The organism is Streptosporangium sp. DT93, assembly GCF_049844535.1.
GTDB lineage: Bacteria > Actinomycetota > Actinomycetes > Streptosporangiales > Streptosporangiaceae > Streptosporangium.
This window is the reverse complement of record NZ_JBNCLF010000004.1, coordinates 279159-304256: the sequence shown is the minus strand read 5'-3', so window position 1 is coordinate 304256 and position 25098 is coordinate 279159. Positions and strand designations below refer to the sequence as shown.

At 71.5% G+C, this 25098-nt stretch carries 23 protein-coding genes and 1 pseudogene; 11 read left to right on the top strand and 13 right to left on the bottom strand.

All coding sequences use genetic code 11. The features are described 5' to 3' along the window. Nucleotides 1–36 precede the first annotated feature (36 nt). On the bottom strand, nt 37–738 hold the full coding sequence (locus ACLQ2R_RS11745; RefSeq protein ID WP_425959447.1) for a TetR/AcrR family transcriptional regulator: 702 nt from the start codon (nt 736–738) through the stop codon (nt 37–39). Between the two features lie 171 nt (nt 739–909). Between ACLQ2R_RS11745 and ACLQ2R_RS11740 the strand changes: the two genes are divergently transcribed. The 5 genes from ACLQ2R_RS11740 to ACLQ2R_RS11720 all read left to right on the top strand — a co-directional run bounded on the left by ACLQ2R_RS11740 (nt 910) and on the right by ACLQ2R_RS11720 (nt 7270). After that, the gene (locus tag ACLQ2R_RS11740) at nt 910–1854 is read left to right on the top strand and encodes an NAD-dependent epimerase/dehydratase family protein (RefSeq protein ID WP_425959446.1); all 945 of its coding nucleotides are present in this window, start codon (nt 910–912) and stop codon (nt 1852–1854) included. 233 nt (nt 1855–2087) lie between these two features. Continuing rightward, complete coding sequence (locus ACLQ2R_RS11735) at nt 2088–3668, top strand: S1 family peptidase (protein WP_425959445.1); 1581 nt, start codon at nt 2088–2090, stop codon at nt 3666–3668. Between the two features lie 168 nt (nt 3669–3836). Beyond that, the gene (locus tag ACLQ2R_RS11730; RefSeq protein ID WP_425959444.1) at nt 3837–5141 is read left to right on the top strand and encodes a S1 family peptidase; all 1305 of its coding nucleotides are present in this window, start codon (nt 3837–3839) and stop codon (nt 5139–5141) included. 219 nt (nt 5142–5360) lie between these two features. Next, nucleotides 5361–6272, top strand: a complete 912-nt coding sequence (locus ACLQ2R_RS11725) for a Gfo/Idh/MocA family protein (RefSeq protein ID WP_425959443.1) — start codon at nt 5361–5363, stop codon at nt 6270–6272. Between the two features lie 77 nt (nt 6273–6349). Then, nucleotides 6350–7270: a carbohydrate kinase family protein gene (locus tag ACLQ2R_RS11720; RefSeq protein WP_425959442.1), complete on the top strand. Its 921-nt coding sequence runs from the start codon at nt 6350–6352 to the stop codon at nt 7268–7270. A 21-nt stretch (nt 7271–7291) separates the two neighbouring features. Here ACLQ2R_RS11720 and ACLQ2R_RS11715 read toward each other — a convergent pair. After that, a pseudogene (locus tag ACLQ2R_RS11715) lies at nt 7292–8125 on the bottom strand (DUF2382 domain-containing protein). Nucleotides 8126–8665: 540 nt separating this feature from the next. On the opposite strand from ACLQ2R_RS11715, the gene ACLQ2R_RS11710 reads away from it, so the two are divergent. Continuing rightward, entirely contained in the window at nt 8666–10267 is a 1602-nt protein-coding gene (locus ACLQ2R_RS11710) for an alkaline phosphatase D family protein (RefSeq protein ID WP_425959441.1), read from the top strand. A gap of 77 nt (nt 10268–10344) precedes the next feature. Here the strand turns inward: ACLQ2R_RS11710 and rocD are convergent, their stop codons facing one another. The 5 genes from rocD to ACLQ2R_RS11685 all read right to left on the bottom strand — a co-directional run bounded on the left by rocD (nt 10345) and on the right by ACLQ2R_RS11685 (nt 15558). Further along, nucleotides 10345–11556, bottom strand: coding sequence for an ornithine--oxo-acid transaminase (gene rocD / locus ACLQ2R_RS11705; protein WP_425959439.1), 1212 nt, complete (start codon nt 11554–11556; stop codon nt 10345–10347). Then, on the bottom strand, nt 11553–12392 hold the full coding sequence (ddaH, locus tag ACLQ2R_RS11700; RefSeq protein WP_425959438.1) for a dimethylargininase: 840 nt from the start codon (nt 12390–12392) through the stop codon (nt 11553–11555). Before ddaH ends, rocD begins: the two co-directional genes overlap by 4 nt. 133 nt (nt 12393–12525) lie before the next feature. After that, the gene (locus tag ACLQ2R_RS11695; protein WP_425959437.1) at nt 12526–13023 is read right to left on the bottom strand and encodes an Lrp/AsnC family transcriptional regulator; all 498 of its coding nucleotides are present in this window, start codon (nt 13021–13023) and stop codon (nt 12526–12528) included. Between the two features lie 256 nt (nt 13024–13279). Further along, the gene (locus ACLQ2R_RS11690; RefSeq protein WP_425959436.1) at nt 13280–13987 is read right to left on the bottom strand and encodes a DUF5941 domain-containing protein; all 708 of its coding nucleotides are present in this window, start codon (nt 13985–13987) and stop codon (nt 13280–13282) included. Continuing rightward, nucleotides 13984–15558 carry a CDP-alcohol phosphatidyltransferase family protein gene (locus ACLQ2R_RS11685; RefSeq protein WP_425959435.1) on the bottom strand — a complete coding sequence of 525 codons (1575 nt, stop codon included), beginning with the start codon at nt 15556–15558 and terminating at the stop codon, nt 13984–13986. The genes ACLQ2R_RS11690 and ACLQ2R_RS11685 overlap by 4 nt, the downstream gene beginning before the upstream one ends. A 168-nt stretch (nt 15559–15726) precedes the next feature. Between ACLQ2R_RS11685 and recO the strand changes: the two genes are divergently transcribed. Together recO and ACLQ2R_RS11675 are read left to right on the top strand one after the other, a co-directional pair. Next, entirely contained in the window at nt 15727–16464 is a 738-nt protein-coding gene (recO, locus tag ACLQ2R_RS11680; RefSeq protein WP_425959433.1) for a DNA repair protein RecO, read from the top strand. Further along, complete coding sequence (locus ACLQ2R_RS11675) at nt 16461–17276, top strand: isoprenyl transferase (RefSeq protein WP_425959432.1); 816 nt, start codon at nt 16461–16463, stop codon at nt 17274–17276. The genes recO and ACLQ2R_RS11675 overlap by 4 nt, the downstream gene beginning before the upstream one ends. A 49-nt stretch (nt 17277–17325) precedes the next feature. Here ACLQ2R_RS11675 and ACLQ2R_RS11670 read toward each other — a convergent pair whose 3' ends face one another. From ACLQ2R_RS11670 to ACLQ2R_RS11645, 6 genes are all read right to left on the bottom strand, one after another. Next, on the bottom strand, nt 17326–17874 hold the full coding sequence (locus ACLQ2R_RS11670; RefSeq protein WP_425959431.1) for a CGNR zinc finger domain-containing protein: 549 nt from the start codon (nt 17872–17874) through the stop codon (nt 17326–17328). Between the two features lie 152 nt (nt 17875–18026). After that, nucleotides 18027–18452, bottom strand: a complete 426-nt coding sequence (locus ACLQ2R_RS11665) for a Fur family transcriptional regulator (protein ID WP_425959430.1) — start codon at nt 18450–18452, stop codon at nt 18027–18029. Further along, nucleotides 18449–19282 carry a metal ABC transporter permease gene (locus ACLQ2R_RS11660; RefSeq protein ID WP_425959429.1) on the bottom strand — a complete coding sequence of 278 codons (834 nt, stop codon included), beginning with the start codon at nt 19280–19282 and terminating at the stop codon, nt 18449–18451. Before ACLQ2R_RS11660 ends, ACLQ2R_RS11665 begins: the two co-directional genes overlap by 4 nt. Then, nucleotides 19279–20031, bottom strand: coding sequence for a metal ABC transporter ATP-binding protein (locus ACLQ2R_RS11655; protein WP_425959428.1), 753 nt, complete (start codon nt 20029–20031; stop codon nt 19279–19281). The genes ACLQ2R_RS11660 and ACLQ2R_RS11655 overlap by 4 nt, the downstream gene beginning before the upstream one ends. 36 nt (nt 20032–20067) lie before the next feature. Then, complete coding sequence (locus ACLQ2R_RS11650) at nt 20068–21054, bottom strand: metal ABC transporter substrate-binding protein (protein ID WP_425959427.1); 987 nt, start codon at nt 21052–21054, stop codon at nt 20068–20070. A gap of 311 nt (nt 21055–21365) precedes the next feature. Then, nucleotides 21366–21755, bottom strand: coding sequence for a DUF6703 family protein (locus ACLQ2R_RS11645; RefSeq protein ID WP_425959425.1), 390 nt, complete (start codon nt 21753–21755; stop codon nt 21366–21368). 113 nt (nt 21756–21868) lie between these two features. On the opposite strand from ACLQ2R_RS11645, the gene ACLQ2R_RS11640 reads away from it, so the two are divergent. The 3 genes from ACLQ2R_RS11640 (at nt 21869) to ACLQ2R_RS11630 (ending at nt 24809) form a co-directional block, all read left to right on the top strand. Continuing rightward, nucleotides 21869–22147, top strand: coding sequence for an antibiotic biosynthesis monooxygenase family protein (locus ACLQ2R_RS11640; protein ID WP_425959424.1), 279 nt, complete (start codon nt 21869–21871; stop codon nt 22145–22147). 284 nt (nt 22148–22431) lie between these two features. Further along, the gene (locus ACLQ2R_RS11635; protein ID WP_425959422.1) at nt 22432–23817 is read left to right on the top strand and encodes a glycine--tRNA ligase; all 1386 of its coding nucleotides are present in this window, start codon (nt 22432–22434) and stop codon (nt 23815–23817) included. Nucleotides 23818–24137: 320 nt separating this feature from the next. Further along, on the top strand, nt 24138–24809 hold the full coding sequence (locus ACLQ2R_RS11630; protein WP_425959421.1) for a response regulator transcription factor: 672 nt from the start codon (nt 24138–24140) through the stop codon (nt 24807–24809). The last annotated feature ends 289 nt before the right edge of the window (nt 24810–25098 follow it).

The following is a 25098-nucleotide window of genomic DNA, read 5'->3' as shown; positions in this document are numbered from 1 at the left end:
AAGAGGCGTTACCGGTCGCGATGACATCGTGACGTACTACGCGGGCAGCCCCATCGTCCGGGCGTGGCAGCGCATGGCGTGGTCGAAGGCGGCCCTGAGGTCGAGGATCGTGTTGTTGAACTGGCCGAACATCTCGAAACTGACCCAGCCGAACAATCCGGTCCAGGCGATCAGGCCGCGGACGATCGCGTCGTCGGGAACGCCGGGCATGAGCGCGCGCACGCGCGCCGCGTCGTCGCGGAAGGACGCGGGGACGGGCGGGTGGTGGGCGTCCGGGGGGTTCAGGGCCCCGGCCCGGTGGGCGTCGGAGACGATCCGGCCGTAGACGACGGTGTCGCGGACCGCCGCGGGAACGGTGTCCTGCGGCGCCTTGTAGCCGGGCACGGGGGAGCCGTACAGCAGGGCGTACTCGTGCGGGTGGGCCAGCGCCCAGTCCCGTACGGCGTGGCAGATCGCCATCCACCTGCCCGCGTGGTCGCCGGGCGGGACGGCCGCGTCGGCGTTCTCCACGGCCTCGCCGAGGGCGTTGTAGCCGTCGACGATCAGGGTCGTGAGCAGGTCGTCCCTGGAGGGGAAGTAGCGGTAGACCGCCGAGGAGGCCATGCCCATCTCGCGGGCGACGGCGCGCAGGGACAGGCCGCTCGCGCCGTCGACGGCGAGCTGCCTGCGGGCGACGTCGGCGATCTCGCGGGTCAGCTCGGCTCTGACCCTCTCTCGTGCGGTGAGGCTCGAACTCATGCCCCGACCATATCAGAGCACCCGGAAGAAAAGAGAGCACTGCTCTTGACGAACGATGCTCTCAAGAGAGAGCATTGCTCACAGAACGAAACGGCAATCTCCCGAAACCTCCGGGAGGGCCGGCCGGTCCCGCCGGTCCGGTACGCCGACGATCAGTGAAGGAAGAAGATCATGGCCAAGCACGTCATCGCCGGAGCGGGTCAGGTCGGCTCCCACGTCGCCGGGCTGCTGGCCGGGCAGGGGCACGAGGTCGTCCTCCTCAGCCGCTCGGGCTCGGGGCCCGACCTGCCGGGCGTCCGCAGGGTCGCCGCCGACGTGAGCGACCGCGAGCGGCTGACCTCCCTGACCCGGGGCGCCTCCGTCCTCTACAACTGCGTCAACCCGCGCTACCACGAGTGGGCGCGCGACTGGCCGCCGCTCGCCGCGTCGATGCTGGGAGCCGCCGAGACCACCGGCGCGGGGTACGTCATCCTCGGCAACCTCTACGTCTACGCCGCACCCGACCGGCCGATGAGGGAGGACGACCCGCTGACGCCGCCCAGCGTCAAGGGCGGGATCCGGGCCCGGGTGTGGCAGGAGGCCCTGGCCTCGCACGAGGCGGGCCGGTCCAGGGTCACCGAGGTGCGCGGCTCGGACTTCTTCGGCCCCGGTTGCCTCGACCAGTCGCACCTGGGGGAGAGGCTCGTCCCCGCGCTGCTGTCCGGAAAGACCCCCCGCTTCGCCGGGGACCCCGACCAGCCGCACAGCTGGACCTACGTGCCCGACGTCGCGCGGACCCTGGTCGCGGCGGGCGAGGGGGAGCGCGCCTGGGGCCGCGCGTGGCACGTCCCGACGAACGAGCCGATGACGGTGCGCGAGGTCGCCGCGCGCCTGAGCGCGCTCGCCGGGGTCCGCGACCCGGGGGTCAAGCCCGTGCCCCACGTGCTGCTGCGCGCCGCCGGGGTCTTCTCGCCGATGCTCAGGGAGCTGGAGGAGCTGCGCTACCAGTTCGTCCGTCCCTTCGTCCTGGACTCGGCCGCCACCCGGGAGGCGTTCGGGATCGAGCCGACCCCGATGGACGAGGCGCTGACCGCGACGCTCGGGTGGTGGCGCGAGCGCCTGGCCGTCGCGGCGTAGGCCGCGCCGTCGCGCGGAGACGATGCCGGCGGATGCGCGGGATCGCCGCCGGTGGGTCGCGCGGACGATCCCCCACCTTCGGCCCGCACGTCGTCGCCGTCAGCGTGGCGCAAAGCTTTTGGGGCTTTGAGCGGCGGTGGCCGCATTACGATGACATCGTCGCGTACCGGCTTGACCGGTGCCACGAGGCGATCTCCCCTCACGCTCACACAGCCGAGGTCGAGGAGATCATCATGTTCCGCACGCGTGCCGCCGTCATGGGATGGTGCCTGGCGATCACCGCTCTTGCCCCGGTGGGGGCCTCGGCCCTCGCCACCCACCCCGCCCAGGTGACCTCGGCCGCTCCCGGTGACAAAGCCCTCGATCGGTCCGTCGCGGCAAAACCGCCCGTGGGCATGCTTGTGGTCCTGCAACGCGACCTGGGCCTCACCGAGGACCAGGCCCGGAGCCGTCTGCTCAACGAGGTCCGCCTGGCCCCGATCGCGGCGCAGTTGCGCAGACGGCTCGGCACCCGTTTCGCCGGATCCTGGCTGCTGGAACCCACCGCGCGGACCCTGGTGGTGGCCACCACCAGCCCCGCCGACCTCACCGAGATCACCGCCCAGGGCGCACGCCCCCTCCTCGTGCGACGGTCACTGGCCGAACTGCAGGCGATCAAGGACAGGCTCGCCGCCGGGCCTCTCTCGTCGGTGAGCAGCGTGCGCTACATCGACGTCAGGACCAACAAGGTCATCGTCCGGTCGGCCACCCCCCAGGCGGCTGCGAAAATCGTCAGGACCACCGGCCTCGCCTCCGACGCGGTGAAGGTGATCGCCTCAGCCGAACAGCCCCGCTCCCTGCCCACCACCGTGCGGCTTCTCGGCCCGTCGGCCGACCTGACGGCCGATCTGAAGATCGATCTGGTGGGTGGCCAGGCCTACCTCACCGGCGCCGGGACCCGCTGTTCGATCGGTTTCTCGGTGACGCACGGTGATCGCAAGGGGTTCGTCAGCGCCGGGCACTGCGGCACCCCGAATGTGACCACCGTCGGTTTTAACCGGCTCCCCCAGGGCGTCGTGCAGGCCTCGACGTTCCCGGGCGACGACCACTCCTGGGTCGCGGTCAACGACACCTGGGTCCCCCGGCCACTGGTGGGCAACGACAGCGGTGGCACCATTCATGTCTCCGGCCACAGGCAGGCCGTCGAGGGCGCCTCGGTCTGCCTGTCCGGATCCTCCAGCACCGGTCTCAACTGGCGCTGCGGCGTCATCACCCAGCGCGACGCCGACGTCACCTATCCGCAGGGGGTCGTCGACCACCTGATACGCACCAGCACCTGCGGTCAGGCCGGCGACTCGGGCGCCGCCATGCTCTCGGTCGACCAGGCCCAGGGAGTCGTCTCGGGCGGCTCAGGGAACTGCCCCGACGGCGGCGTCACCTACGTCCAGCCGATCGGGGACACCCTCACCGCCTACGACCTGACCCTGATCACCGACGACACGGCCCGCATGCCCAGCACGGGCGTCTGCACGGGCTACCCCCAGACCGCCACCGGCACGCTGGCCGGAGCCCAGTCGGTCTACCGGCCCGTCGGCTCGCCCTACCGTACGACGGTCGCCGGCAACCACTACGGCTGCCTGAACGGCAGACCCGACGGAGACTTCGATCTCTACCTGCAAAAGCAGACCGGATCGGTCTGGAACACCGTCGCGGCCTCCGACAGCCCCCAATCCTTCGAGGAACTCGGCTACTGGGGCCTGCCCGGCGACTACCGCTACATGGTCCTCTCCTCAAGCGGCACCGGCTCCTACACGCTGGGCTACACGACGCCATGACCACCGTGGGGAAAGCCCGGTCATCGTGAGAACCGGGTGGCCGTCCGCGTGGCGCGGCCGTGGACGGCAACCGCTGATCTAGGATCACGTTGCCCGCGTCGCACGATCATCCAGTGATGCGGGGTGGCCCTCCCCTCGCGTTTTGAGAACCGAGGTCAAGGAGGGCGTATGTCTGCCGGCCATGCTGTGAGCAGAGGCTGCGTCGTGGCCGTCACCGCTGTCGCGCTGGCCGCGGTCCCGGCCGGAGCCGCACGCCGGGCGGACCGGCCGGCCACCACAGCGACCACCACAGCGACCACCACCGCGGCCACTGCGGCGACGACCACGGTGGCAAGGATGACCAGGGTGACCACGGCCACCGTCGCGCAGCCGGATCCGTCACCGGCCATGCTGAGGGCGATGCAGCGCGATCTGGGCCTGACGCCGGAACAGGCTCGGACCCGGCTGCTGAACGAGGCCCGCCTGAGCCCGGTCGCGGCGCAGTTGCGCATACGGCTCGGAACGCGTTTCGCCGGTGCCTGGTTGCGGGGACCCAGCGCACTCAGGCTGGTGGTGGCCACCACCAGCGCCGCCGACACCCCGATGATCCTGGCCGCCGGTGCCCACGCGGAGATCGTTCCCCGTTCGCTGAGCGAACTGGCCGCGATCAAGAGCATGCTCGACAGGGCACTGCCGGTGAAGCGGCTGGTGTCCAGCGTGCGCTATGTCGATGCCAAGCGCAACAGAGTGGTGCTGCTGGCCCAGAGGACCGACGAGACCCAGAACGTCATCGAGGCCGTCGGGGTGGACAACGCCGCGGTGGTCGTCCTGCCCTCCACCGAGGTGCCCGAGCCGTTGCACGCCCCGGCGGTGCAGGACGTGCTGGGCGGCAACGCCTTCCACGTCGGCCTCACCAGCCGGTGCTCGGTGGGCTTCGCCGTGTTCACGGGCACCCGGAGCGGTTTCGTCACCGCCGGGCACTGCGGCAGGACCGGCACCAGGACCACCGGCTTCAACGGAACCGTCCAGGGAGTCTTTCGCGGGTCTCTCTTCCCCGGCGGCGACCACTCCTGGGTGCAGGTCGACAGAGGCTGGCGCACCGCCCCGGAGGTGGACGACGGCGAGGGCGGCACCGTGCCCGTCGCCGGCGCCCGGATCGCCCTCGAGGGAGCCTCGGTCTGCCGCTCCGACGCTGCCGGCGGTCTGCACTGCGGTCTCATCCAGCAACGCGACGCCAGCGTCACCTACCCCCAGGGCAACGTCTTCGGACTGACCCGCACCAGTGTCTGCGCCGAGGCCGGTGACTCCGGCGGCCCCTTCATCTCCTTCGACCAGGCCCAGGGCATCGCCTCCGGCGGCTCGGGCGACTGCGGCCAGGGCGGCACCTCCTACTTCGAGCCCATCGACGAGGTCCTCAACGCCTACGACCTGACCTTGAAGACCGTCGCCGACACCCGCCACCGGCCACCGGCCTCCCCCGTTCCCCCACCCTGATTCAGCACGTCGCGACCACGGACGTCACACGGGCTCTCCGGCGTTCAGGCCGCGAAGGACATGGACACGAGACGGGCCATGGCGGAGAAACAGCCGGAGCACACCACGAACATCCGTTGGCACCCTGGCGGGAGCACCTGGCGACAACCACCGACATCACGTCCGCGCGAGCCACTGACGGTCTCTCCGCGCACGACACGCGCGCCGTACGCTCGGAGCATGAGGATCGCTGTCATCGGCCTGGGGGACATCGCGGAGAAGGCGTACCTTCCCGTCCTCGGTGCCACGCCTGGCCTGGAGCTGCACCTGTGCACCCGCGACCGGGCCAGGCTCGACCGGCTCGGCGACGCCTACCGGATCTGGCCGCGGTTCTCCTCGGTGGAGGAGCTGCTCGGCGCGGGGGTCGAGGCGGCCTTCGTCCACGTGGCGACCGCGGCGCACCCGGAGGTCGTCGAGCCGCTGCTGCGCGCGGGCGTCCACGTCTACCTGGACAAGCCGATCGCCTCCACCCTCGCCGAGTCCGAGCGCCTGGTCCGCCTGGCCAGGGAGTGCGGGCGGTCGCTGCTCGTCGGCTTCAACCGGCGCCGGGCACCGGACTACGCCGCCCTGCGGGACCTTCCCCGCGACCTGGTGGTGATGCAGAAACACCGGGCCCGCCGGCCGGCGGACCCGCGGACGGTCGTCTACGACGACTTCATCCACGTCGTGGACACGCTCAGGTTCCTGGTGCCGGGCGAGATCGAGCGGACCGGCATCCGCGTCCGGGTCGAGAGCGGGCTGCTGGAGCACGTGACGCTGGAACTCTCCGGGGACGGCTTCACCGCCTTCGGGATCATGAGCAGGATGAGCGGCTCGGCCGAGGAGACCGTCGAGGTGACGGGCGGTGGCTTCAGGCGGCGGGTGGTCGGCCTGGCCGAGGTGCTCGACCACTCCCTCGACTCCTTCGGCGGCTCCGGCGGCGAGAGGCTGACCCGGCGGGGCGACTGGACCCCGGTCTCCCGGCAGCGGGGCATCGAGCAGATCTGTCACGAGTTCCTCGACGCGGTCGGCTCGGGCACGGTCGTGGACGCGGGCGACGCCCTGGTCACCCACGCGATCTGCGAGGACATCGTCGTCGCCGCGGGCGGATGACCGCCCCTGCCGTGTGGGGGCGTGAGCCCTGGGCACACTGGAGATCACGACAGATCCGGCGAAGTGGGGCGTGCGTCATGACGGCCGTGGTGATCGGTGAGACCCTCGTCGACCTCGTGTGGCGCTCCGACGCGGCCGTCGTCACGCCGCTGGCCGGAGGCAGCCCCGCCAACCTCGCGGTCGGGCTGCACCGGCTCGGCGTCCCCACGACACTCCTGACCTGCTGGGGCGACGACATACCGGGCGCCCTGGTCGCCGAGCACCTCGGGGCCTCCGGCCTTCCGGTCGTCCGGGCGCGGACGGCCTCGGGACGCACCGCCCTGGCCCTGGCCTACGTCGACGCCACGACCGGGGGAGCCGACTACGACTTCCTGGCCGCCTGGGACCCGCTCGACCTGCCGGTCCCCGAGGGCGCGACGCTGCTGGCGACCGGTTCCCTGGCGATCGCGGTGGAGCCCGGCGCGAGCCGCGTCCACGAGACGTGCGGGTCGTTCCGGTCGCGCCCGGGCGGCATGGTCGCGGTCGACCTCAACGTCCGCCCCCGTGCCCAGGCCGACCGGGCGGCCTACCGGGCCACGGCCGAGAGGTTCGCCGCCGTCGCCGACGTGGTCAAGGCCAGCACTGAGGACCTGTCCTGGCTCTATCCTGGGATCCCCCCCTCGGAGGCGGCGCGCGACCTGCTCGGCCTGGGCCCGGACCTGGTCGTGCTGACCGACGGCGCCGGAGGCGCGCACGGCTTCACCGCCGGGACGGAGGTGTCGGTCCCGGCCCGGTCGGTCCGGGTCGTCGACACCATCGGCGCGGGCGACGCCTTCCAGGCGTCCCTCCTGGCGGGCCTTCTCCACGACGGACGGCCCCGGCTGCCCGCCGATCGGGCGGCCCTGGAACGCCTGGTCCACCGGGCGGTGGCGGCGGGGGCCCTGGCCTGCGAGCGGGCCGGAGCCCGCCCGCCGGACCTCACCGAGCTGGAGGCGGCCGTCGCGACCGGCCGGTCGTGAGCGCGGCCGCGACGCGGGAGGTCAGTGGTCGCGGCCCGTGCGGCCGTCCCCCTCGCCGTCGAGGTCGACCTCGACGTGCTCCTTGCGGACCTTTCCCGACACCCTCTCCTGCTCGGTGACCTGCTCCTTGCTCATCCTGATCTGCTCGACCGGCACGGCCTCGGTGGTGACCACCGCCCGCTCGGCGTGCGGGGTGACCTCGTGCTCGGCCCCGGTGATGTCGGAGCCGCTCATCGCGCCGGCCCGGCTGGCGTCGGTGACGGGCTCCCGCTCGATGCGCACCTCCTCGCGGGTGACCGGTACGGTGATCTACTTCTCCTCGGTGACCACGTACTTGCGCAGCCGTGCCTTGCCGGTCTCGTGGGACTCGGTGCCGGCGTTGAGCCTCTCCTCGGAACGGGGCATCGCGTCGTCGCCGCGCCGGGCGCGTCCCTGGGAGCCGGGCATGGAGCTGGGCGTCGGGCGGTCGCGTCCCGGTGAGCCGGACATCGTGTCGCGTCCGGTGTTCCCGTGCATGCCCGCGTGGCTCTTGTCCCCCTTGCCGGGCCTGTCGTTCCCGCCCCAGCTCACGCCGTAGTACTCGTAGAGCCTGCGCTCCTCGTCCTGCGAGAGGTGTCCGCCGGACTCGACGTCGACGTTGGGGGCGTCCTTGATGCGTGCCTTGTCGTACTCGACCTCCACGTGGTCACCGACCACGGACGCCCTCTGGATGGGGACGAAGGTCTCCTTCATCCCGAACAGCCCGGTCTTCACGCACAGCCACTCGGGCTTGCCGGTGCTGTCGTCGAGGTAGACGTGCTTGACCTCGCCGACCTTCTGTCCTGCGGAGTCGTAGAGCTGGTGGTCGATCACCATCGGGATCTGCTCCTGGGTAATCATCCTTTTTTCTCCCCCTGTTGGCTTCCTATGTGCCATACCGCTAAGAACTCAGAAGAAACGGATTAAAAGGACAAAACGCCTAAAAATAATTAAAGTCGGGCCAGTGGGAACGGTGCGTCCGGAGGATGCCCGGCGACCGGGGGGAGGGGGCGTCGCGGCCGACGTCGCCCCCGATGGGGTGACCTTGTGGGCATCTGTGCGCAGATGGAACGGATGCCACCCTTGGCCAGGTCGCGGGTAGTGTGGTGGTGCACCCGGAAACCCCTGGACGGTGTCCATCCGGCCGTCGGGCGGCGGGGCCGGACCGGGACGACGAGCGGCGAGGAGTGACGAGCAGTGACGAGCCGTGTTCCCCTCTCGTGACCGGCGCCCGGGCTTTCCGGGCGCGCCGCGATCCCCCTGCCGGACGATGCGTAGTTATCGACCGGCGTCTCAGGGCAATCGGGGAGGAACGCGCAGATCTGGCAGGGCTCGACGACGAGCGCCTGCCGTCCCGTAGTGACTGAGGGGATGAACGTGCCGGAACTTGTGGTCGGACCGATGCTGCGCTACGTCGACGAGACGAGCGCCTCGGTATGGCTGGAGACGAGTGAGCCGTGCCAGGTGGCGGTCGAGGTCGCCGGTGTGCGTTCGGAGGCCAGGACGTTCACCGTCCACGGCCACCACTACGCGATCGTCGACGTCCGCGACGGCGGGACCTACGAGGTGCGCCTGGACGAGAAGACGGTCTGGCCGCTGCCGGACCACCCCCCGAGCCGCATCCGCCTGCTCGGCCCCGACGGGCCGCAGAAGGTGATGTTCGGCTCCTGCCGGACCAGCGTGCCGCACGACACCCTGCACACGATCTCCCACGGGGTGGACGTGCTGCGCGCGTACGGGTGCACGCTGATGGACGCCCCCGAGGAGCGCTGGCCCGACATGGTGCTGCTCATGGGCGACCAGGTCTACGCCGACGAGCCGTCCTCGGAGATGCTGGAGTTCATCGCCAACCGCAGGGACAGCGACCCGAAGAAGGAGATCGCCGACTTCGAGGAGTACGCCGAGCTGTACCGGATCGCGTGGACCGACCCGGAGATCCGCTGGATCCTCTCCACCGTCCCCACCGCGATGATCTTCGACGACCACGACCTGCGCGACGACTTCAACACCTCCCTGTCCTGGCGCACGGCGATGGAGAAGGTCTCCTGGTGGCGGCACCGGGTGGTCGCCGGGCTCGGCGCCTACTGGGTCTACCAGCACCTGGGCAACATGTCACCGGACGAGCGCGCCGCCGACGAGGTGCTCGGCAAGGTGTACGCGACCGAGGGTGACGGGGCCGAGATCCTCGACGCGTTCGCCGAGCACGCCTACGACGTCCCCGCCGACAGCCGGTGGAGCTACTCCCGCGACCTCGGGTCCACCCGCCTGATCATGCTCGACTCCCGCTGCTCCCGGCAGCTCGACCCCTCCGACCGGCGCATGCTCGACCCGGTGGAGTGGGAGTGGCTCACCGAGCAGCTCTCCAGGGGCGGCGCGGAACGCTTCGTGATCGGCTCCTCGGTGCCGTTCCTGCTCCCGGCGGGCATCCACCACATCCAGAACTGGAACGAGGCCCTGGCCCAGGGCGCCTGGGGCAAGACCGTGGCGCGCGTGTCGGAGATGCTGCGCCAGGCCGTGGACCTGGAGCACTGGGCGGCCTTCCGCCGCTCCTTCGAGGACCTGTCCACACTGCTCGCGGGCCTGGGCAAGCCGGTGATCATGCTTTCGGGCGACGTGCACTACTCCTACGTCGCCAAGGCCATCGACCTGCCGATCCACCAGCTCGTCTGCTCCCCGATCCGCAACCCGCTGAGCCGCACCCTCCGGTTCGCCAACATCATCGCCCAGTTCGGCATCGCCAGCCTGATCGGCCGCGTGCTCTCCAAGCTGGCGAGGATCCCCCAGCCCCCCTTCAAGTGGCGGATCACCAACGGCCCGTGGTTCTCCAACGCGGTGGCCGTCCTCCTGCTGGACACCTCCCCGGTCTCGGTCCGCTGGGACACCGCCACCGGCACCGAGATCACCGAGATCACCACGGTGGAGCTGGAGGAGGCCCCCCGCGAGACCGAGCCCCACCGGGTGGGACGCGCCGCGAGGTAGCGCCCCCGAGGGGCACACGAGAAGGCGCCCGGTACGGGACCGGGCGCCGGAGGCGGTGCGGAGGCGGTGCGGGAGGGTCAGCGCGCGAGTTCCTCCAGGACCGCGCCGAGCCTGCCGATCGCCCAGCGCACGTCCTCCTCGGAGATCACGAGCGGCGGGGCGAGGCGGACGGTCGAGCCGTGGGTGTCCTTGGCCAGCACGCCGTGGGCCATCAGCGCCTCGGAGACCTCCCGCCCGCTCGCCAGGGTCGGGTCGATGTCGACCCCGGCCCACAGGCCGCGCCCGCGCACGGCCACCACGCCGTGGCCGATCAGGGCGTTCAGCTCCTCGTGCATGACCGCGCCGAGCTCCCTGGCGCGGGCCTGGTACTCGCCGGTGGCGAGCATCTCGACGACCGTGCTCGCGACCGCGCAGGCCAGCGGGTTGCCGCCGAAGGTGGAGCCGTGCTGGCCGGGGCCGATCACGCCGAGCACGTCCTCGTTCGCGGTGATCGCCGAGACCGGGACCACGCCGCCGCCCAGGGCCTTGCCCAGCACGTAGACGTCGGGGACGACGCCCTCGTGGTCGCAGGCGAAGGTCTCGCCCGTACGGCCCAGACCGGACTGGATCTCGTCGGCGATCATCAGGACGTTCTCCGCGGTGCACAGCTCGCGGACCTGGGTGAGGTAGCCGTCCGGCGGGACCAGCACCCCGGCCTCGCCCTGGATCGGCTCCAGCAGCACCGCGACCGTGTCGGCGTCGATCGCCTCGCGGATCGCCTCGATCGAGCCGTACTTCACGATCCGGAAACCCGGGGTGTACGGGCCGAAGCCGCCGCGGGCGTCGGGATCGGTGGAGAAGCCCACGATCGTGGTGGTGCGGCCGTGGAAGTTGTCCTCCATCACGATGATGTTGGCCCGGTCGGGGGTCACGCGCTTGACCTGGTACCCCCACTTGCGGGCCACCTTGATCGCGGTCTCCACGGCCTCGGCGCCGGTGTTCATCGGCAGGACCATGTCCTTGCCGGTCAGGTCGCCCAGGCCCGTGGCGAAGGCGGCGAACCGGTCGTGGAAGAAGGCGCGGCTGGTCAGGGTGAGCCGGGAGAGCTGCTCCTGCGCGGCCGCGATGATCTTCTCGTTGCCGTGGCCGAAGTTCAGCGACGAGTAGCCCGACAGGCAGTCCAGGAAGCGCCGGCCCTCCACGTCGACCACCCAGGCGCCCCGCGCCTCACTGATCACCACGGGCAGGGGGTGGTAGTTGTGCGCGCTGCGGCGCTCGCTCAGCGCGATGAACTCGTCCGTGCCGGTCATACGTCCACCCCTTCCGGGCTCGGGACCGTCGCTCCCGCGACGCGCTCCCTGATCTCCAGTGTGCAGCACTTGGCCCCGCCGCCGGCCTTGAGCAGCTCCGACAGGTCCACCGGGACGACCTCGAAGCCGCGGCGCTTGAGCTCCAGCTGCAGGCCGGCGGCCTCGGCGCTGATCACCACGTTGACGCCGTCGCTGACCGAGTTGAGGCCGAACGTGAGCGCGTCCTCCTCGCTCGCCAGGACGGCGTCGGGGAAGAGGTTCCGCAGCACCTCGCGGCTCCCGGGGGAGAAGGCGCCGGGGAAGTAGGCCACGTTGTGCCCGTTCAGCGGGAAGAGCGCCGTGTCCAGGTGGTAGAAGCGCGGGTCCACGAGCCGCAGCGTCACCACCGGCCGGCCGAGGAACTCCTGCGCCTCCTTGTGGGCGGTGATGTCGGTGCGGAAGCCCGTGCCGGCCAGCACCAGGTGGTCGAGGGTGAGGAAGTCGCCCTCGCCCTCGTTGACGAAGGCCGCCTCGTGCACCCGGTCGTGGCCGTTCTCGGTGAACCACCGCAGGTACGCCGGCCCCTCGGCCTCGCGCTGCGGGTAGGCGAACCGCGCGCCGTACACCCGCCCGTCCACGACCAGCGCGCCGTTGGCGGCGAAGACCATGTCCGGCAGGCCCTCCAGCGGCTCGATGAGGCTCACGCGGTGCCCGAGGTCGAGGTAGACGCTCCTGAGCGTCTCCCACTGCCTGATCGCGACCTCCCGGTCGGCACCGGCCTCCGGGTGCATCCAGGGATTGATCGCGTACTCGACCGTGAAGTGGTCCGGCCGGCACATCAGGTAATGCCTCGTCATCGATAACCCCGTTACGAAAGGTCGTGGTGGCGGGCGCCGCCGGATCTCCGGCGGCGCCGTCATCAGCCTAGAAAGGGCATTACCGCAGGCCAAGGGGTCGTTCTTGCGTTACGGCACAGGATTGCCGCGTCTGTCAGGCGAAGAACGGCGATTCGTTGTGCGGGCCCAGGAACGGCTCGCCGCGCGAGGTCACCAGGGGCGCCTCGATCAGCCGGGAGAGCACGATGGAGCTCTTGGTCCGCACCACGAACGGCTCGGCGGCGATGCGCTCGATCACCCGCTCCACGTGCCGCACGTCGGTGGCCCTGATGTGCAGCAGCGCGTCGGCCTCCCCGGTGATCGTGCACGCCGACACCACCTCGGGATGGCGGCCGAGCGCCACCCCGATCTCCGACGGGGAGGTCTTGCCCGCGCAGAACAGCTCCACGTACGCCTCGGTGGTCCAGCCGAGCGCCGCGGGCTCCACCCGGGCGGTGAAACCGGTGATGGCCCCGCTCTCGCGCAACCGGTCCACCCGCCGCTTCACCGCCGACGCCGACAGGCCCACCCGCTGACCGATCTCCGCGTACGTGGCGCGGGCGTCCTCGACGAGCGCCCCGATGATGTCGCGATCAAGCCTGTCCAGTTCCACGCAGACCTGTATACAGCCAACGGGCTCCGGGCCGCGCGACCACCGGCACGGGAGGGGGCGCGGCCTTCCTCGTCCGGCCCCGCGGACCGCCCCGGGCCCGGACGGGGGGCGGCCCTCCCCGCCCGTACGGGTCGCCGGGCCAGGAGACGGGGAAGGCCGCCGGACGGATGATCCGTCCGGCGGCCTCACGGGGCTTCTCTCACGGGGCGCCCTTCACGGGGCGCCTCTCACGCGACGCGTGCGCGGGGTGCCAGGGTCAGGTCGGCTCGGCCTCGCCGGTGGCCTGCTCCTGCGCCTCCTCGGGGGAGGCCTCCAGGTCGTCGCCCGCCTGGGCGAGCGCGGTCTGCTTGTCCAGGCGGACCCAGCTCGTGATGCTCTCGATCGCGAACAGCACGCCCAGGTAGAGCGTGAGCGCGGCCAGCACCCACGTCAGCACGCCCAGCGCCGCACCGACGCCGATGATCAGCAGGCGCAGCTCCCAGCCCAGGCCCGCCCTGAACACCCAGGCGGCCGGCCAGATGCTCTGCCGCGTCCGGTACACCGTGTCGTAGGTGTGGTAGCCGATCACGTAGACCAGCACGTACAGCAGCCACTTGGGCGCCTCGGCCGCCAGGCCGATCAGGATGATCGTGAGGAACTCGGTGCCCCGGATCAGCGGCGGCACCAGCCAGTCGAGCCTGCCCAGGTGGTCGCGGGCGGCGGTGGGCAGCACCAGGACGATCATGACCAGCACCGGGGCGAGCAGGATCGGCCCGTCGTCGAGCACCCCGGCCACCGCCATGACGACGATCGCGACCAGCGCGGCCAGCGCGGCGGGGACCGCGGGCAGGCCGGGCCCGACCCTGCCGCGCAGCAGCGTCACCAGCGGGCCGTCGTCGCGGTAGGCGAGCAGCCGCGCGGTCTGCATGCGCAGCCGCTCCTCGTACGGGTCCGGGGCGGGGACGGTCTGTGGCTGGGTGATCATGCGAAAGACCTCATCAGGCGTCCGGTGAGCGAGTAGGCGGCACCGATGCCGCCCCAGATGATCAGGGTCAGGAAGGTGATCCTGGCGTCGAACAGGGCGCTGACGATCGCGATGGCGGCGAACCGCTCACCGATGGGGAACACGATCATCTTGCGGGCCCAGTGCACGGCCCGGTACCTGCCGGCCCTGCCCCACATCCTCAGCAGGCTGCGGACCGCGCCGACCTGGGCGCTCTTGCGCTGCTCCAGCGCCTGGCGCAGGCCGGTGTCGGCGCTGACCGACAGCGACACCGACGGCAGCGGGGAGGGGGCCTTGCGACGGTTCGCCGCGCCGTAGGAGAAGTCCAGCAGGTGCTTGATGGACTGCAGGCCGATCGCGATCAGTGCCAGCGTCCAGACGTCGCCCACCCCGGAGACCGCCGCGCCGACCGCGAGGCCGGCGAAGACCACGTACTCCTTGAACCGGTCGAAGGTGGCGTCCAGCCACGCCCCGAGGACGCCGAACTTGCGGGCGTAGCGCGCGACCTGGCCGTCCACGCAGTCGAACACGAACGCGAAGTAGATCAGCACGCCGCCCGCGACCATCCAGACCCGCTCGCCGACGGCGAAGCAGAGCGCCGCCGCCACGCCCAGCGCGATCGAGATCAGCGTGACCTGGTTGGGGGTCAGCCCCCTGCGGGCCGCCCAGCGGGCGATGAACCGGGAGTAGGTGCTGACGAAGTAGGTGGTGAAGAAGCCGTCGGCGCCCTTGACCGCGTTGTTCAGGCGGGCCCGGTCCTCGTTGAAGGTGGACATCTCGGCCACCGCCTCGGCGGCCTGCTCGGGGTCGGACACCCGGCGGAAGAACAGGTCGCGACGGCCCCGGATGCCGACCGAGACGCCCTTGCGCACCAGGCCCAGCACCAGGAGCTGGACCAGGTCGTCCTCGGGCCCCAGCAGGTGGGCCATGTCGGCCAGCTCGCGGGCGGCCTCGGCCAGCACCGGCGCGTGCTTGTGGTGCAGGTGCAGCGGGCCGAGCAGGACCGCGTTGGGCCGGGTCACCGCGTGGAAGGCCGACCCCACCGAGATGACCCGGGACCTGCGGGCGCGGACCCGCACGGGCAGGCCCTCCAGCAGGCGGTCGCCGATCTCCGGCTGCGCCTCCTCGATCGGGACGTCGGTCACGATGACGTCGCCGTTCTCGTCCTCCTCCCGCGGCTCCTTGGTGATCAGGGCCAGGGCGCCGCGCTTGGACTTGGTGATCTGGTAGATCAGCTCGTCGTGGATCAGCGCGTTCGCCGGCAGGAAGAGCAGGTTCTCGGTGGCGCCCTCGACCGCGTCGGCGATGGCACGCAGGTCGCCCGCCAGGTCGGCGGTCTCCACCAGGCGGCCGGGGAACCCCCGGTGGGCGGCGGCGTTGCCGGCGCGGACGACGGTGACCGGGTCGGGGTCGAGCGAGGCGAGCTGGCCGTGCAGCTTGCCGATCACCGTGGGGCAGCCGGGCAGTGCGGGCAGGGTCAGCGAGGCGGGCGTCGCCTGACCGGGAACGGCGTCGGGGCCGGGCGATGAGCCCAGCAGGACCACGCGGGGCATGGCACCCTTTCGTGCGGAGACGGTGTGAGGCGGTGTACCGGGGGCGGCATTTCGCCAGAGGCCAAAGTTTAGTGAGTTTTGGGTGAACAACACGCACCGGTGATCCGACCGTGTCGTTCACCCATGCTTCCACCTCTGCCGGGGAGACGGCCCCACTACACTGTGCGGGTGAGTCTGTACCGTGATGACGGCATCGTGCTGCGCACCCACAAGCTGGGGGAGGCCGACCGCATCGTCACCGTGCTGACCCGGCGGACGGGCAAGATCCGTGGAGTCGCCAAGGGCGTCCGGCGCACCATGTCACGATTCGGCGCCCGTCTCGAACCGTTCACCCACGTCGACCTCCAGCTGCACACCGGCCGCACGCTCGACGTGATCACCCAGGCCGAGACCATCCGCTCCTACGGCGGGCCGCTGGTGGTCGACTACCCGCGCTACACGGCCGGCACCGCGATGCTGGAGACCGCCGACCGCCTGATCATGGGGGAGAAGGAGCCGGCGCTGCGCCAGTTCCTGCTGCTCGTCGGCGGCCTGCGCACGCTCGGCTCGGGGGAGCACGAGGCCAGGCTCGTGCTGGACGCCTACTTCCTGCGCTCCCTGGCCGTGGCCGGCTACGCCCCCGCCCTGGAGGCCTGCGCCCGGTGCAGGGCCGTCACGGTGCGGGCCTTCGCCATCGTGGCGGGCGGCGTGGTGTGCGGGGCCTGCCGCCCCGCGGGCGCGGCCGTGCCGGAGGCGGAGACCCTGGCCCTGATGGCGGCGCTGCTGCGGGGCGACTGGCCCACCGCGGACGCCTCCCGCGGCCGGCACCGCGCCGAGTGCAGCGGCCTGGTCGCCGCCTATCTCCAGTGGCACCTCGAACACGGCATACGCTCTCTTCGACACGTAGAGAGGGAGCCCGTCACGTGAACGTCCGCCCACCCGTCCCCCACCCCTCCGGCGCCGTCCCGCCCCCGATCCCGCGCGATCTCGTGCCCCGGCACGTGGCGATCGTGATGGACGGCAACGGCCGGTGGGCCAAGCAGCGCGGCCTGCCCCGCACCGAGGGCCACAAGGCGGGCGAGGCCTCGCTCTTCGACGTGGTCGAGGGGGCGATCGAGCTCGGCATCCCCTACCTGTCGGCCTACGCCTTCTCCACGGAGAACTGGAAGCGCTCCCCGGACGAGGTCCGCTTCCTGATGGGCTTCAACCGCGACGTGATCCGCCGCCGCAGGGACGAGCTGCACGCGATGGGCGTACGGGTCCGCTGGGCGGGCCGTCCCGGGCGGCTGTGGCGCAGCGTGATCCAGGAGCTGCGCGACGCCGAGGAGATGACCGAGCGCAACTCCACGCTGACCCTGCAGTTCTGCGTCAACTACGGCGGCCGCGCCGAGATCGTCGACGCCGCGCTGCGCCTGGCCCAGGACATCGCCGACGGGCGGGTCAAGCCGGGCCGGGTGAGGGAGGAGACCTTCGCCCGCTACCTGGACGAGCCGCAGATCCCCGACGTGGACCTGTTCGTGCGCTCCTCGGGCGAGCAGCGCATCTCCAACTTCCTGATCTGGCAGACGGCGTACGCCGAGATGGTCTTCCTCAACCGGCTCTGGCCCGACTTCGACCGCCGTGACCTGTGGGAGGCCTGCGAGACCTACGCCAAGCGCGACCGCAGGTACGGCGGCGCCGTGCCCAACACCGTGCCCGACGACGGGCCCCGCGACCTTCCGGGCACCCCGGCCCCGTGACCTTCGGGCTTCCCTGATCCGGGTCGTCCCGGTCCGCCGGGGCGCGGTGTCAGACCCGGCGCCGCGCCCGGTAGGCGGCGACGTGCATCCGGTTGCCGCAGGTGCGGCTGTCGCAGTAGACCCGCGAGCGGTTGCGGGACTCGTCCACGAAGACGTGGCCGCAGTCCGGGGCCGAGCAGGTGCGCAGGCGTTCCCACTCGCCCTCGACCAGCAGGTGGGCCAGGGCGACCCCGAGGTCGGCCGCGAGGTGCTCGTGAAGCGCGGCGTCCGGGGCGAAGTAGTGCACGTGCAGGGCGTAACCGTCGTGCTCGGTCAGGCGCGGGGTGATGCGGGTCCCGCTGAGCAGGGTGTTCAGCCGGGCGACCGCGGTGGGCTGGTCCGGGGCGGTGAAGACCGTGTGAAGGGCCTCGCGCAGGGCGCGCACCTCGGCGAGGTCGGTGGCGTCCACCTCACCGACCCCGCTGACCTCGCAGCGTGCCACGAACTCGCCGAGTTCCCGCAGCTCGGTCATGGTGTCCTCGCCCCCGGTGGCGGGGGAGGTGTTGACGAGATCGACCGCGGTGGCGAGTGAGTGCACCATGTCATGTCCGAATGGCATGTTGACTCCCGTGGAATGCGGATGCGGAGTGAGAGCGTACGGCGTCTCGCCGTGTCGGAAGCGTATCCCCCCGGCGGACCCGTGGCGCCCTCACGCGGCCCCGCTCCCGGCGGACCCGTGGCCCTCGACACGCACCCGCCCCCGCGCCGGTCTCAGGCGCGGCTCGACGCCCGCGCCGGCGCACGGGGCGGCGCGGCGGGAGCGACGGCCGAGCAGGAGGCGCAGGTGCCGAAGATCTCCACGGTGTGGGTGACGTCGGTGAAACCGTGCTCGGAGCCGATCGCCTCGGCCCAGCGCTCCACCGCCGGCCCGGCCACCTCGACCGTACGGCCGCAGGTGCGGCAGACCAGGTGATGGTGGTGGTCGTCGCTGGCACAGGCCCGGTAGACCGACTCGCCGTCGTCGGTTCTGAGCATGTCCACGTGACCGGTGTCGGCGAGCGCCTGCAGCGCCCGGTAGACGGTGGTCAATCCGATCTTGGCGCCTTCCGCGCGCATCTCCGCGTAGACGTCCTGCGCGCTGCGGAAGGCCTCGCTCTGGCGGAGGACCGCGTGGACGGCATCACGTCTGTTGCTCATGGGCTGGACTCCTGAGGTCGGCTTCGGCGTACGAATCTACCGAGCCCGAGGGCGAGGACGAATCCCACCAGGGCGACGACCACAATGATCGCACCCGGAGGGACCTCGACGTAGAAGGAGGAGGTCAGGCCACCGACGGTGGCGATCATCCCGAAGAGCATCGCCAGGAACATGGTGCTCGTGAAACCCCGGGTGAGCTGCTGGCTGGTCGCCACCGGCACCACCATCAGGGCGCTGACCAGGAGCAGGCCGACGACCCGCATGGCGATCACCACGGTCAGCGCGGCCGTGACGGCGATCAGCAGGCTGAGGAAGCGGACCGGAAGTCCGGCGGCCTTGGCCACCTCCTCGTCCTGGCAGAGCACGTACAGCTCCCGCCCGAACACGGCCACCACGCCGAGCACCGCCACCGCGAGCAGGACGATCACCCACACGTCCTGGACGGTGACGCTGCTGATCGACCCGAACAGGTAGGACATCAGCGTGGCGTTGCTGCCGCCGGGGGCCAGCGAGATGAGCAGCACGCCCCCGGCGATCCCGCCGTAGAACAGCAGCGCGAGCGCCACGTCCCCGCTGGTCCTGCCGCGCGCGCGGACCAGCTCGATGGCCACGGCGCCGAGCACCGAGACCAGCACGGCCGTCAGCACCGGGGCGGTGCCGGTCAGGAAGCCCAGCGCCACCCCGGTGAGGGCGACGTGCCCGATGCCGTCCCCCAGCAGGGCCAGGCGCCGCTGGACCATGAACGTGCCGATCGCGGGGGCGGCCAGGCCGACCAGCAGGGCGGCGATCAGCGCCCGCTGCATGAAGTCGAACCGCAGGAGCTCGATCATGACGTGGGCCTCCACTCGAGCGGGCTCACGGGTACGTGCGCGGCGTGCGGGTGCACGTGGTCGTGTCCGGGCAGCGCGTGCGTGCCGACCGCCCGCGGGGGAGGGCCGTCGTGGCAGACGGACCCGTGCCGCAGGACCACCGCCCGGGTGATCAGCGACTCCAGCGGGCCCAGCTCGTGCGCGACCAGCAGGACCGTCTTGCCCTGCCCGACCAGCGCGGACAGGGTCTCGGCCAGGAGGTGCTGGCTCTCGGAGTCGACGCCCGCGGTCGGCTCGTCCATGACGAACGTGTCGGGCTCGCCCGCGAGGGCGCGGGCGATCAGCACCCGCTGCTGCTGCCCGCCGGACAGGGACTGCACCGGGTCGGAGGCCCGGTGGGCCAGGCCGACGGTCTCCAGCGCCCTTTCGGTCGCCTCGCGGTCGGCCGCGCCGGTCGGCCGCAGGCGCCGCTGCCGGGAGATCCGGCCGGAGGCGACGACCTCGCGGATCGTGGTCGGCACGCCGCCGCCCACCGAGAGCCGCTGGGGGACGTAGCCGATCCGCCACCATTCACGGAAGCGGGCGGGGGGCCTGCCGTACAGCAGCGTCTGGCCGCCGGACAGGGGGACGAGGCCGAGCAGGGCGCGGACGAGGGTGGATTTTCCCGACCCGTTCGCGCCGAGCACGGCCACCGCCTCGCCGGGCTTCACGGACAGGTCGATCCCGCGAAGCACCGGACGGCGGTCCAGGTCGACCTGGCCGCCGTTCATGGTGAAAACCGTTGTTGTGGACGTCACATGAGACCTTTACGAGCAGCGGAGCGCCGCCTGGAGGGTGGTGAGGTTGGTGCGCATCGCGGACAGGTAGTCGCCGCCGGGCGGCTGGCTCTCGATCGGGTCGAGAACCGCCGTCTTCGCGCCGACTTCCTGGGCGAGGATCTCGGCGACCTTGGGGCTGACGAGAGTCTCGGTGAAAATCGTAGTTATTTTCTGCTGTTTCGCCACTTTCGCCACTTCGGCGAGGCGGGCGGGCGAGGGTTCGGCGTCGGGGTCGATGCCGCTGATGCCGATCTGCTGGAGCTTGTAGCGGGCGGCGAGGTAGCCGAACGCGGAGTGGCTGGTGACGATCGCCCGTGAGGCGCACGTGGCCAGGCCCTTGGTCAGCTCGCCGTCCAGCGTGGTGAGATCGGCCGCGGCCAGGGCGGCGCGGCTGCGGTAGGCCGCCGCGTGCGCGGGGTCGACGACGGCGAGCTTCTCGCCGAGTTGCGTGGCGATCGTCGCGAAACGGGCCGGGTCGAGCCAGAGATGCGGGTCGTACGCGACCTCGTGGCCGTGCTCCTCGCCCTCGTGCCCTTCCTCCTCCTCGTGCTCCTCCTCGGTGGCCGGGAGGGTCGCGACCGAGGTGGCCGCGTCGAAACCGCGATCGGCGGCGTGCTGCTCGACGGCCTCGTCCACGGCGGGCTGGACACCCTTGATGTAGACGACGAGCCCGGTCTCCGACAACTCGGCGACCTGCACGGGGGACAGCTCCAGGTCGTGCGGCTCGACCCCGGGCTCGGTCAGGCCGGTGACGGCCGCGTCGGTGCCCGCGATCTTCTCGGTGAGCCACTGCAGGGGGTACATGGCCGCGGTGACACCGGCCTTCCCGTCCGCCGGAACGCCCGGCGCGCCCCCGGCGTCGGAGCCCGTCGAGCCGGCCTCGGCGCCGCAGGCGACGGTGGCGGCGAGAAGGGCGGTGGACGCGACCAGGCTGGCGTTACGTATGTATATACGTCGGGAGGACTCGGACATCATGCCGACAGTATGCCGGTAAATGAAAATGGTTGTCAAAATCGCCGGGGCAATCGTCCGCTATGGGAGATTTTGTGGTGGGCCGGGGGACGGAAGGCCGGCGTGAGGGAGGGCCCGCGCGCCCGGTGCGCCCGGTGCGCCCGGTGCGCTGGACGGCCCGCCCGGACGAGGTACGGGGTACGGGGTGCCGTAACGGGGCGTGCCCTCGGAAGGCGACGGCCTCGGGCGGAGCGCCCCCGGCGGGAACGGTCCCGAAAGGAGACCCGTCCCGGAGGGAGACCCGTCCCGGAGGGGCGGTTTCGGGAGGGACGGTCTCAGAAGGCGCCGAAGCGGTCGGCGGCGAGCAGGATCAGGAAGGTCAGCAGCGCGACGCGCATGAGCCGGCCACCGGTGCCCAGGGACGGCCAGGACATGTAGGCGAGCCAGCCGACGAAGCCGATCACCGGGAGCACGGCGACCCCTCCCCAGAAGGAGGACACGGCGAAACCGGCCAGCATCAGCACCACCAGCACCACCGGGGCGATCCACCGGGGAAGCTGGAACAGGAAGACGAGCGGGGCCGCGCTGCGCTGCTCGACCTTCTGCCGCAGCCCGGTCGCGCCCGGCGTGAAGAACTGCTCGCCCGGGGGCAGCGGGCGTTTGCCCCGCTGGGGACGGGACTGCGCCAGAGGGTGTGCGGGACGTTCTCCGCGCTTGTCGGCCACGGGCCGAGCCTAACGCGCCGGGACCCGCGGACGACACACCCGGCGTGCGGAGCGAGGCCGCCTCCCCGTTCCCCGCGGGAGGGGGCCGGGTACGGGCATGGCATGCTGGGCGGATGCTCGCCTTCATCCGTTACTCGGTGCCTCCGGCGCGGACCGAGGAGTTCCTGGCCGGGGCCCACGAGATCGCGGACACGCTCGCCGGGCAGCCCGGTCATCTCCGCGGCCGGGTGGCGAGGTCGGTGGACGAGCCGGAGCTGTGGGCCGTGGTGAGCGAGTGGGAGGGCGCCGGGTTCTACCGCAGGGCGCTGGGCGCGGCACGGATGGCGATGTACCCGCTGATGACCCTCATGATCAACGAGTCGAGCGCGTTCGAGGACGTCGACCGTCCCTGAGGCCGGTCTCCTCCGGCGCCCGAAGGCGGGCAGGGGGGAGACGGCGGCCCTCCTTACCGTGCCGGACCCCGTGGCGCCCGGGAAGCTCGCGGTGGACGCGTCGACATCGGGTGTGAGGCCGTTTCCGGACCGCGTCCGGCTCCCGCGCCGTCCGGGGGGCGGGCAAGGTTTACCCGGGGAGGTGGGCGGGATGGGTCATGCGAATGTCCCGGCGGCCCGTCTCCCCTAAGCTGGAGGCTCCATCACTTCCTCGCCGACCTCCAGCCGGATGGAGATTTTCCCTTATGGCACGCCGCACGGACATCATGGACACCATCGTCAGCCTCGCCAAGCGACGTGGTCTTGTCTATCCCTCCAGCGAGATCTACGGCGGCCTGCGCGCGTCGTGGGACTACGGCCCGCTGGGAGTGGAGCTCAAGAACAACGTGAAGCGGCAGTGGTGGAAGACCGTGGTGCAGGGGCGTGACGACGTGGTCGGCCTCGACTCCTCGGTGATCCTGGCCCGCGAGGTGTGGCAGGCCAGCGGCCACGTGGAGACCTTCACCGACCCGCTGACCGAGTGCCAGTCCTGCCACAAGCGCTACCGCGCCGATCACCTCGAAGAGGCGTACAGCGAAAAACACGGCAAGCCCCCGGCGGGCGGCCTGGCCGACATCACCTGCCCCAACTGCGGCAACAAGGGCGCCTTCACGACGCCCAAGCAGTTCAGCGGCCTGCTCAAGACCTACCTCGGCGCGGTCGAGGACGAGTCGGGCCTGGCCTACCTGAGGCCGGAGACCGCCCAGGGCATCTTCATCAACTACCTCAACGTGCAGCAGTCGGCGCGCAAGAAGATCCCGTTCGGCATCGGCCAGATCGGCAAGTCGTTCCGCAACGAGATCACCCCGGGCAACTTCATCTTCCGCACCCGCGAGTTCGAGCAGATGGAGATGGAGTTCTTCGTCAAGCCCGGCGAGGACGAGGAGTGGCACCAGTACTGGATCGACGAGCGCTTCCGCTGGTACACCGACCTGGGCATCACCCAGGACAACCTGCGGCTGTACGAGCACCCCAAGGACAAGCTCTCCCACTACTCCAAGCGGACCGTCGACATCGAGTACCGCTTCAACTTCACCGGCACCGAGTGGGGTGAGCTGGAGGGCGTCGCCAACCGCACCGACTTCGACCTGACCGCGCACGGCAAGGCCTCCGGCACCGACCTCAGCTTCTTCGAGCAGGACAGCGGCGAGCGCTACGTCCCGTACGTGATCGAGCCGGCCGCCGGCGTCGACCGGGCCACGCTCACGTTCCTGATCGACGCCTACACCGAGGACGAGGCGCCCAACGCCAAGGGCGTCATGGAGAAGCGCACGGTCATGCGCCTCGACCACCGCCTCGCGCCGGTCAAGGTCGCGGTGCTCCCGCTCTCGCGCAACGCGGACCTGTCGCCCAAGGCCAAGGACCTGGCGGCCCAGCTCCGCCGCCGGTGGAACGTCGAGTTCGACGACGCGGGCGCGATCGGCCGCCGCTACCGCCGCCAGGACGAGATCGGCACGCCGTTCTGCATCACCGTCGACTTCGACACCCTCGACGACCACGCGGTGACCATCCGCGAGCGCGACTCGATGGCCCAGAAGCGCGTGGCCCTCGACCAGGTCGAGTCCTACCTCCGCCAGCACCTCAACGACTGAGACGCCGGCACCTCGACGACCGAGACGGCCCGGCCCCGGTGATCGGGGCCGATCCCGCCCGGCGACGGCCGGCGACCCCCCCCCCGGGGGGGGCCGCCGGCGGGGGGCAGCCCCCCGGCCCCGGGGGGCCGGGGGCGTGGGGCCCGCCCCCCCCGGGCCCGGCCGGCCCCCCCCCGCCGGGGGGGCCCCGCCCGTCGTGCTCCTCCCGCCGGCACGGTGGCGCCCGTCGCCGGACGGATCGTCCGCGGGGCGAGACGACCGAGGACACGTGACCGCGGTGGCATCCGGGTTTCCGGCCGCCCACGACCTAGGTTCGTACCATGCGACTGCTCGTTGTCGAAGATGAGGCGGATCTGGTCGAAGCGCTGCGCATGGGGCTCGTCCGGGCCGGATACGAGGTCGACGTCGCCCGCGACGTGGCCGAGGCGCGCGAGAGGCTCCGGGCCGACCCCTACGACCTGGTCCTTCTCGACCTCACCCTTCCCGGCGGGGACGGCTTCGAGGCGTGCCGGGTCCTGCGCGGGACCGATCGGGGCCGGGCCGCGCGGATCGTCATGGTGACCGCGCGGGACCGGCCGGAAGACCGGCCCGCGGGGCCGGACGAGGGCGCCGACGACTACCTGGTGAAGCCGTTCGTCTTCCCCGAGCTCCTGGCCCGCGTCCGCGCGCTGCTCCGCAGGGAGCGGGGTGGCGACACCACGGTCCTGCGGGTGGGCTCGCTGCGGCTGGACACCTCCCGGGCGGAGAGCCACTCCAACGGGCGGGAGCTGGGGCTGACCCCGAAGGAGTTCGGGGTGCTGCGCCACCTGATGGCCCGTCCCGGGCACGTCGTCTCCGCCGAGGAACTGCTGGAGCACGTCTGGGACGAGCACACCGACCCGTTCACCAACACCGTGCGGGTGACGGTGGGCAACCTGCGGCGCAAGCTCGGCGCCGACGCGGTGATCGAGACCGTGGTCAGCAAGGGCTACCGGCTCAGGGAGGACACGTGAGTCCCTCCTTCTCCCGCGCGATCCGCTCCCGGCCGACGGTCCTCGACGGCACCGGCTCGCCGCTCCCGCCCGGCCCCCGGCCGGGGGGACGGGACCGCCTTCGTGCCCCGGCCCCCGGCCGCCACGGTCGCCGTGAACGATCGTGAATGGCGGTGTGATTGGTTTATACCAATTGGTGTAAACCAATTCTTGCGACGGTCGAACGCGGCGTTCATTCGATCGGAATTTGAAGTGGATTAGACCGGTGGACCCACTGTGAGCTGGGAAGATGCCGTTCTCGACGGCGGGT

Coding starts and splice junctions, on each gene's coding strand:
- ACLQ2R_RS11690 (WP_425959436.1), bottom strand. CDS start 13,987: ATGATCACCCAGCCACAGACCGTCCCCGCCCCGGACCCGTACGAGGAG.
- ACLQ2R_RS11670 (WP_425959431.1), bottom strand. CDS start 17,874: ATGCCATTCGGACATGACATGGTGCACTCACTCGCCACCGCGGTCGAT.
- ACLQ2R_RS11740 (WP_425959446.1), top strand. CDS start 910: ATGGCCAAGCACGTCATCGCCGGAGCGGGTCAGGTCGGCTCCCACGTC.
- ACLQ2R_RS11665 (WP_425959430.1), bottom strand. CDS start 18,452: ATGAGCAACAGACGTGATGCCGTCCACGCGGTCCTCCGCCAGAGCGAG.
- ACLQ2R_RS11720 (WP_425959442.1), top strand. CDS start 6,350: ATGACGGCCGTGGTGATCGGTGAGACCCTCGTCGACCTCGTGTGGCGC.
- ACLQ2R_RS11725 (WP_425959443.1), top strand. CDS start 5,361: ATGAGGATCGCTGTCATCGGCCTGGGGGACATCGCGGAGAAGGCGTAC.
- ACLQ2R_RS11650 (WP_425959427.1), bottom strand. CDS start 21,054: ATGATGTCCGAGTCCTCCCGACGTATATACATACGTAACGCCAGCCTG.
- ACLQ2R_RS11640 (WP_425959424.1), top strand. CDS start 21,869: ATGCTCGCCTTCATCCGTTACTCGGTGCCTCCGGCGCGGACCGAGGAG.
- ACLQ2R_RS11635 (WP_425959422.1), top strand. CDS start 22,432: ATGGCACGCCGCACGGACATCATGGACACCATCGTCAGCCTCGCCAAG.
- ACLQ2R_RS11660 (WP_425959429.1), bottom strand. CDS start 19,282: ATGATCGAGCTCCTGCGGTTCGACTTCATGCAGCGGGCGCTGATCGCC.
- ACLQ2R_RS11730 (WP_425959444.1), top strand. CDS start 3,837: ATGTCTGCCGGCCATGCTGTGAGCAGAGGCTGCGTCGTGGCCGTCACC.
- ACLQ2R_RS11745 (WP_425959447.1), bottom strand. CDS start 738: ATGAGTTCGAGCCTCACCGCACGAGAGAGGGTCAGAGCCGAGCTGACC.
- ACLQ2R_RS11685 (WP_425959435.1), bottom strand. CDS start 15,558: ATGCCCCGCGTGGTCCTGCTGGGCTCATCGCCCGGCCCCGACGCCGTT.
- rocD (WP_425959439.1), bottom strand. CDS start 11,556: ATGACCGGCACGGACGAGTTCATCGCGCTGAGCGAGCGCCGCAGCGCG.
- ACLQ2R_RS11630 (WP_425959421.1), top strand. CDS start 24,138: ATGCGACTGCTCGTTGTCGAAGATGAGGCGGATCTGGTCGAAGCGCTG.
- ACLQ2R_RS11735 (WP_425959445.1), top strand. CDS start 2,088: ATGTTCCGCACGCGTGCCGCCGTCATGGGATGGTGCCTGGCGATCACC.
- ACLQ2R_RS11655 (WP_425959428.1), bottom strand. CDS start 20,031: ATGAACGGCGGCCAGGTCGACCTGGACCGCCGTCCGGTGCTTCGCGGG.
- ddaH (WP_425959438.1), bottom strand. CDS start 12,392: ATGACGAGGCATTACCTGATGTGCCGGCCGGACCACTTCACGGTCGAG.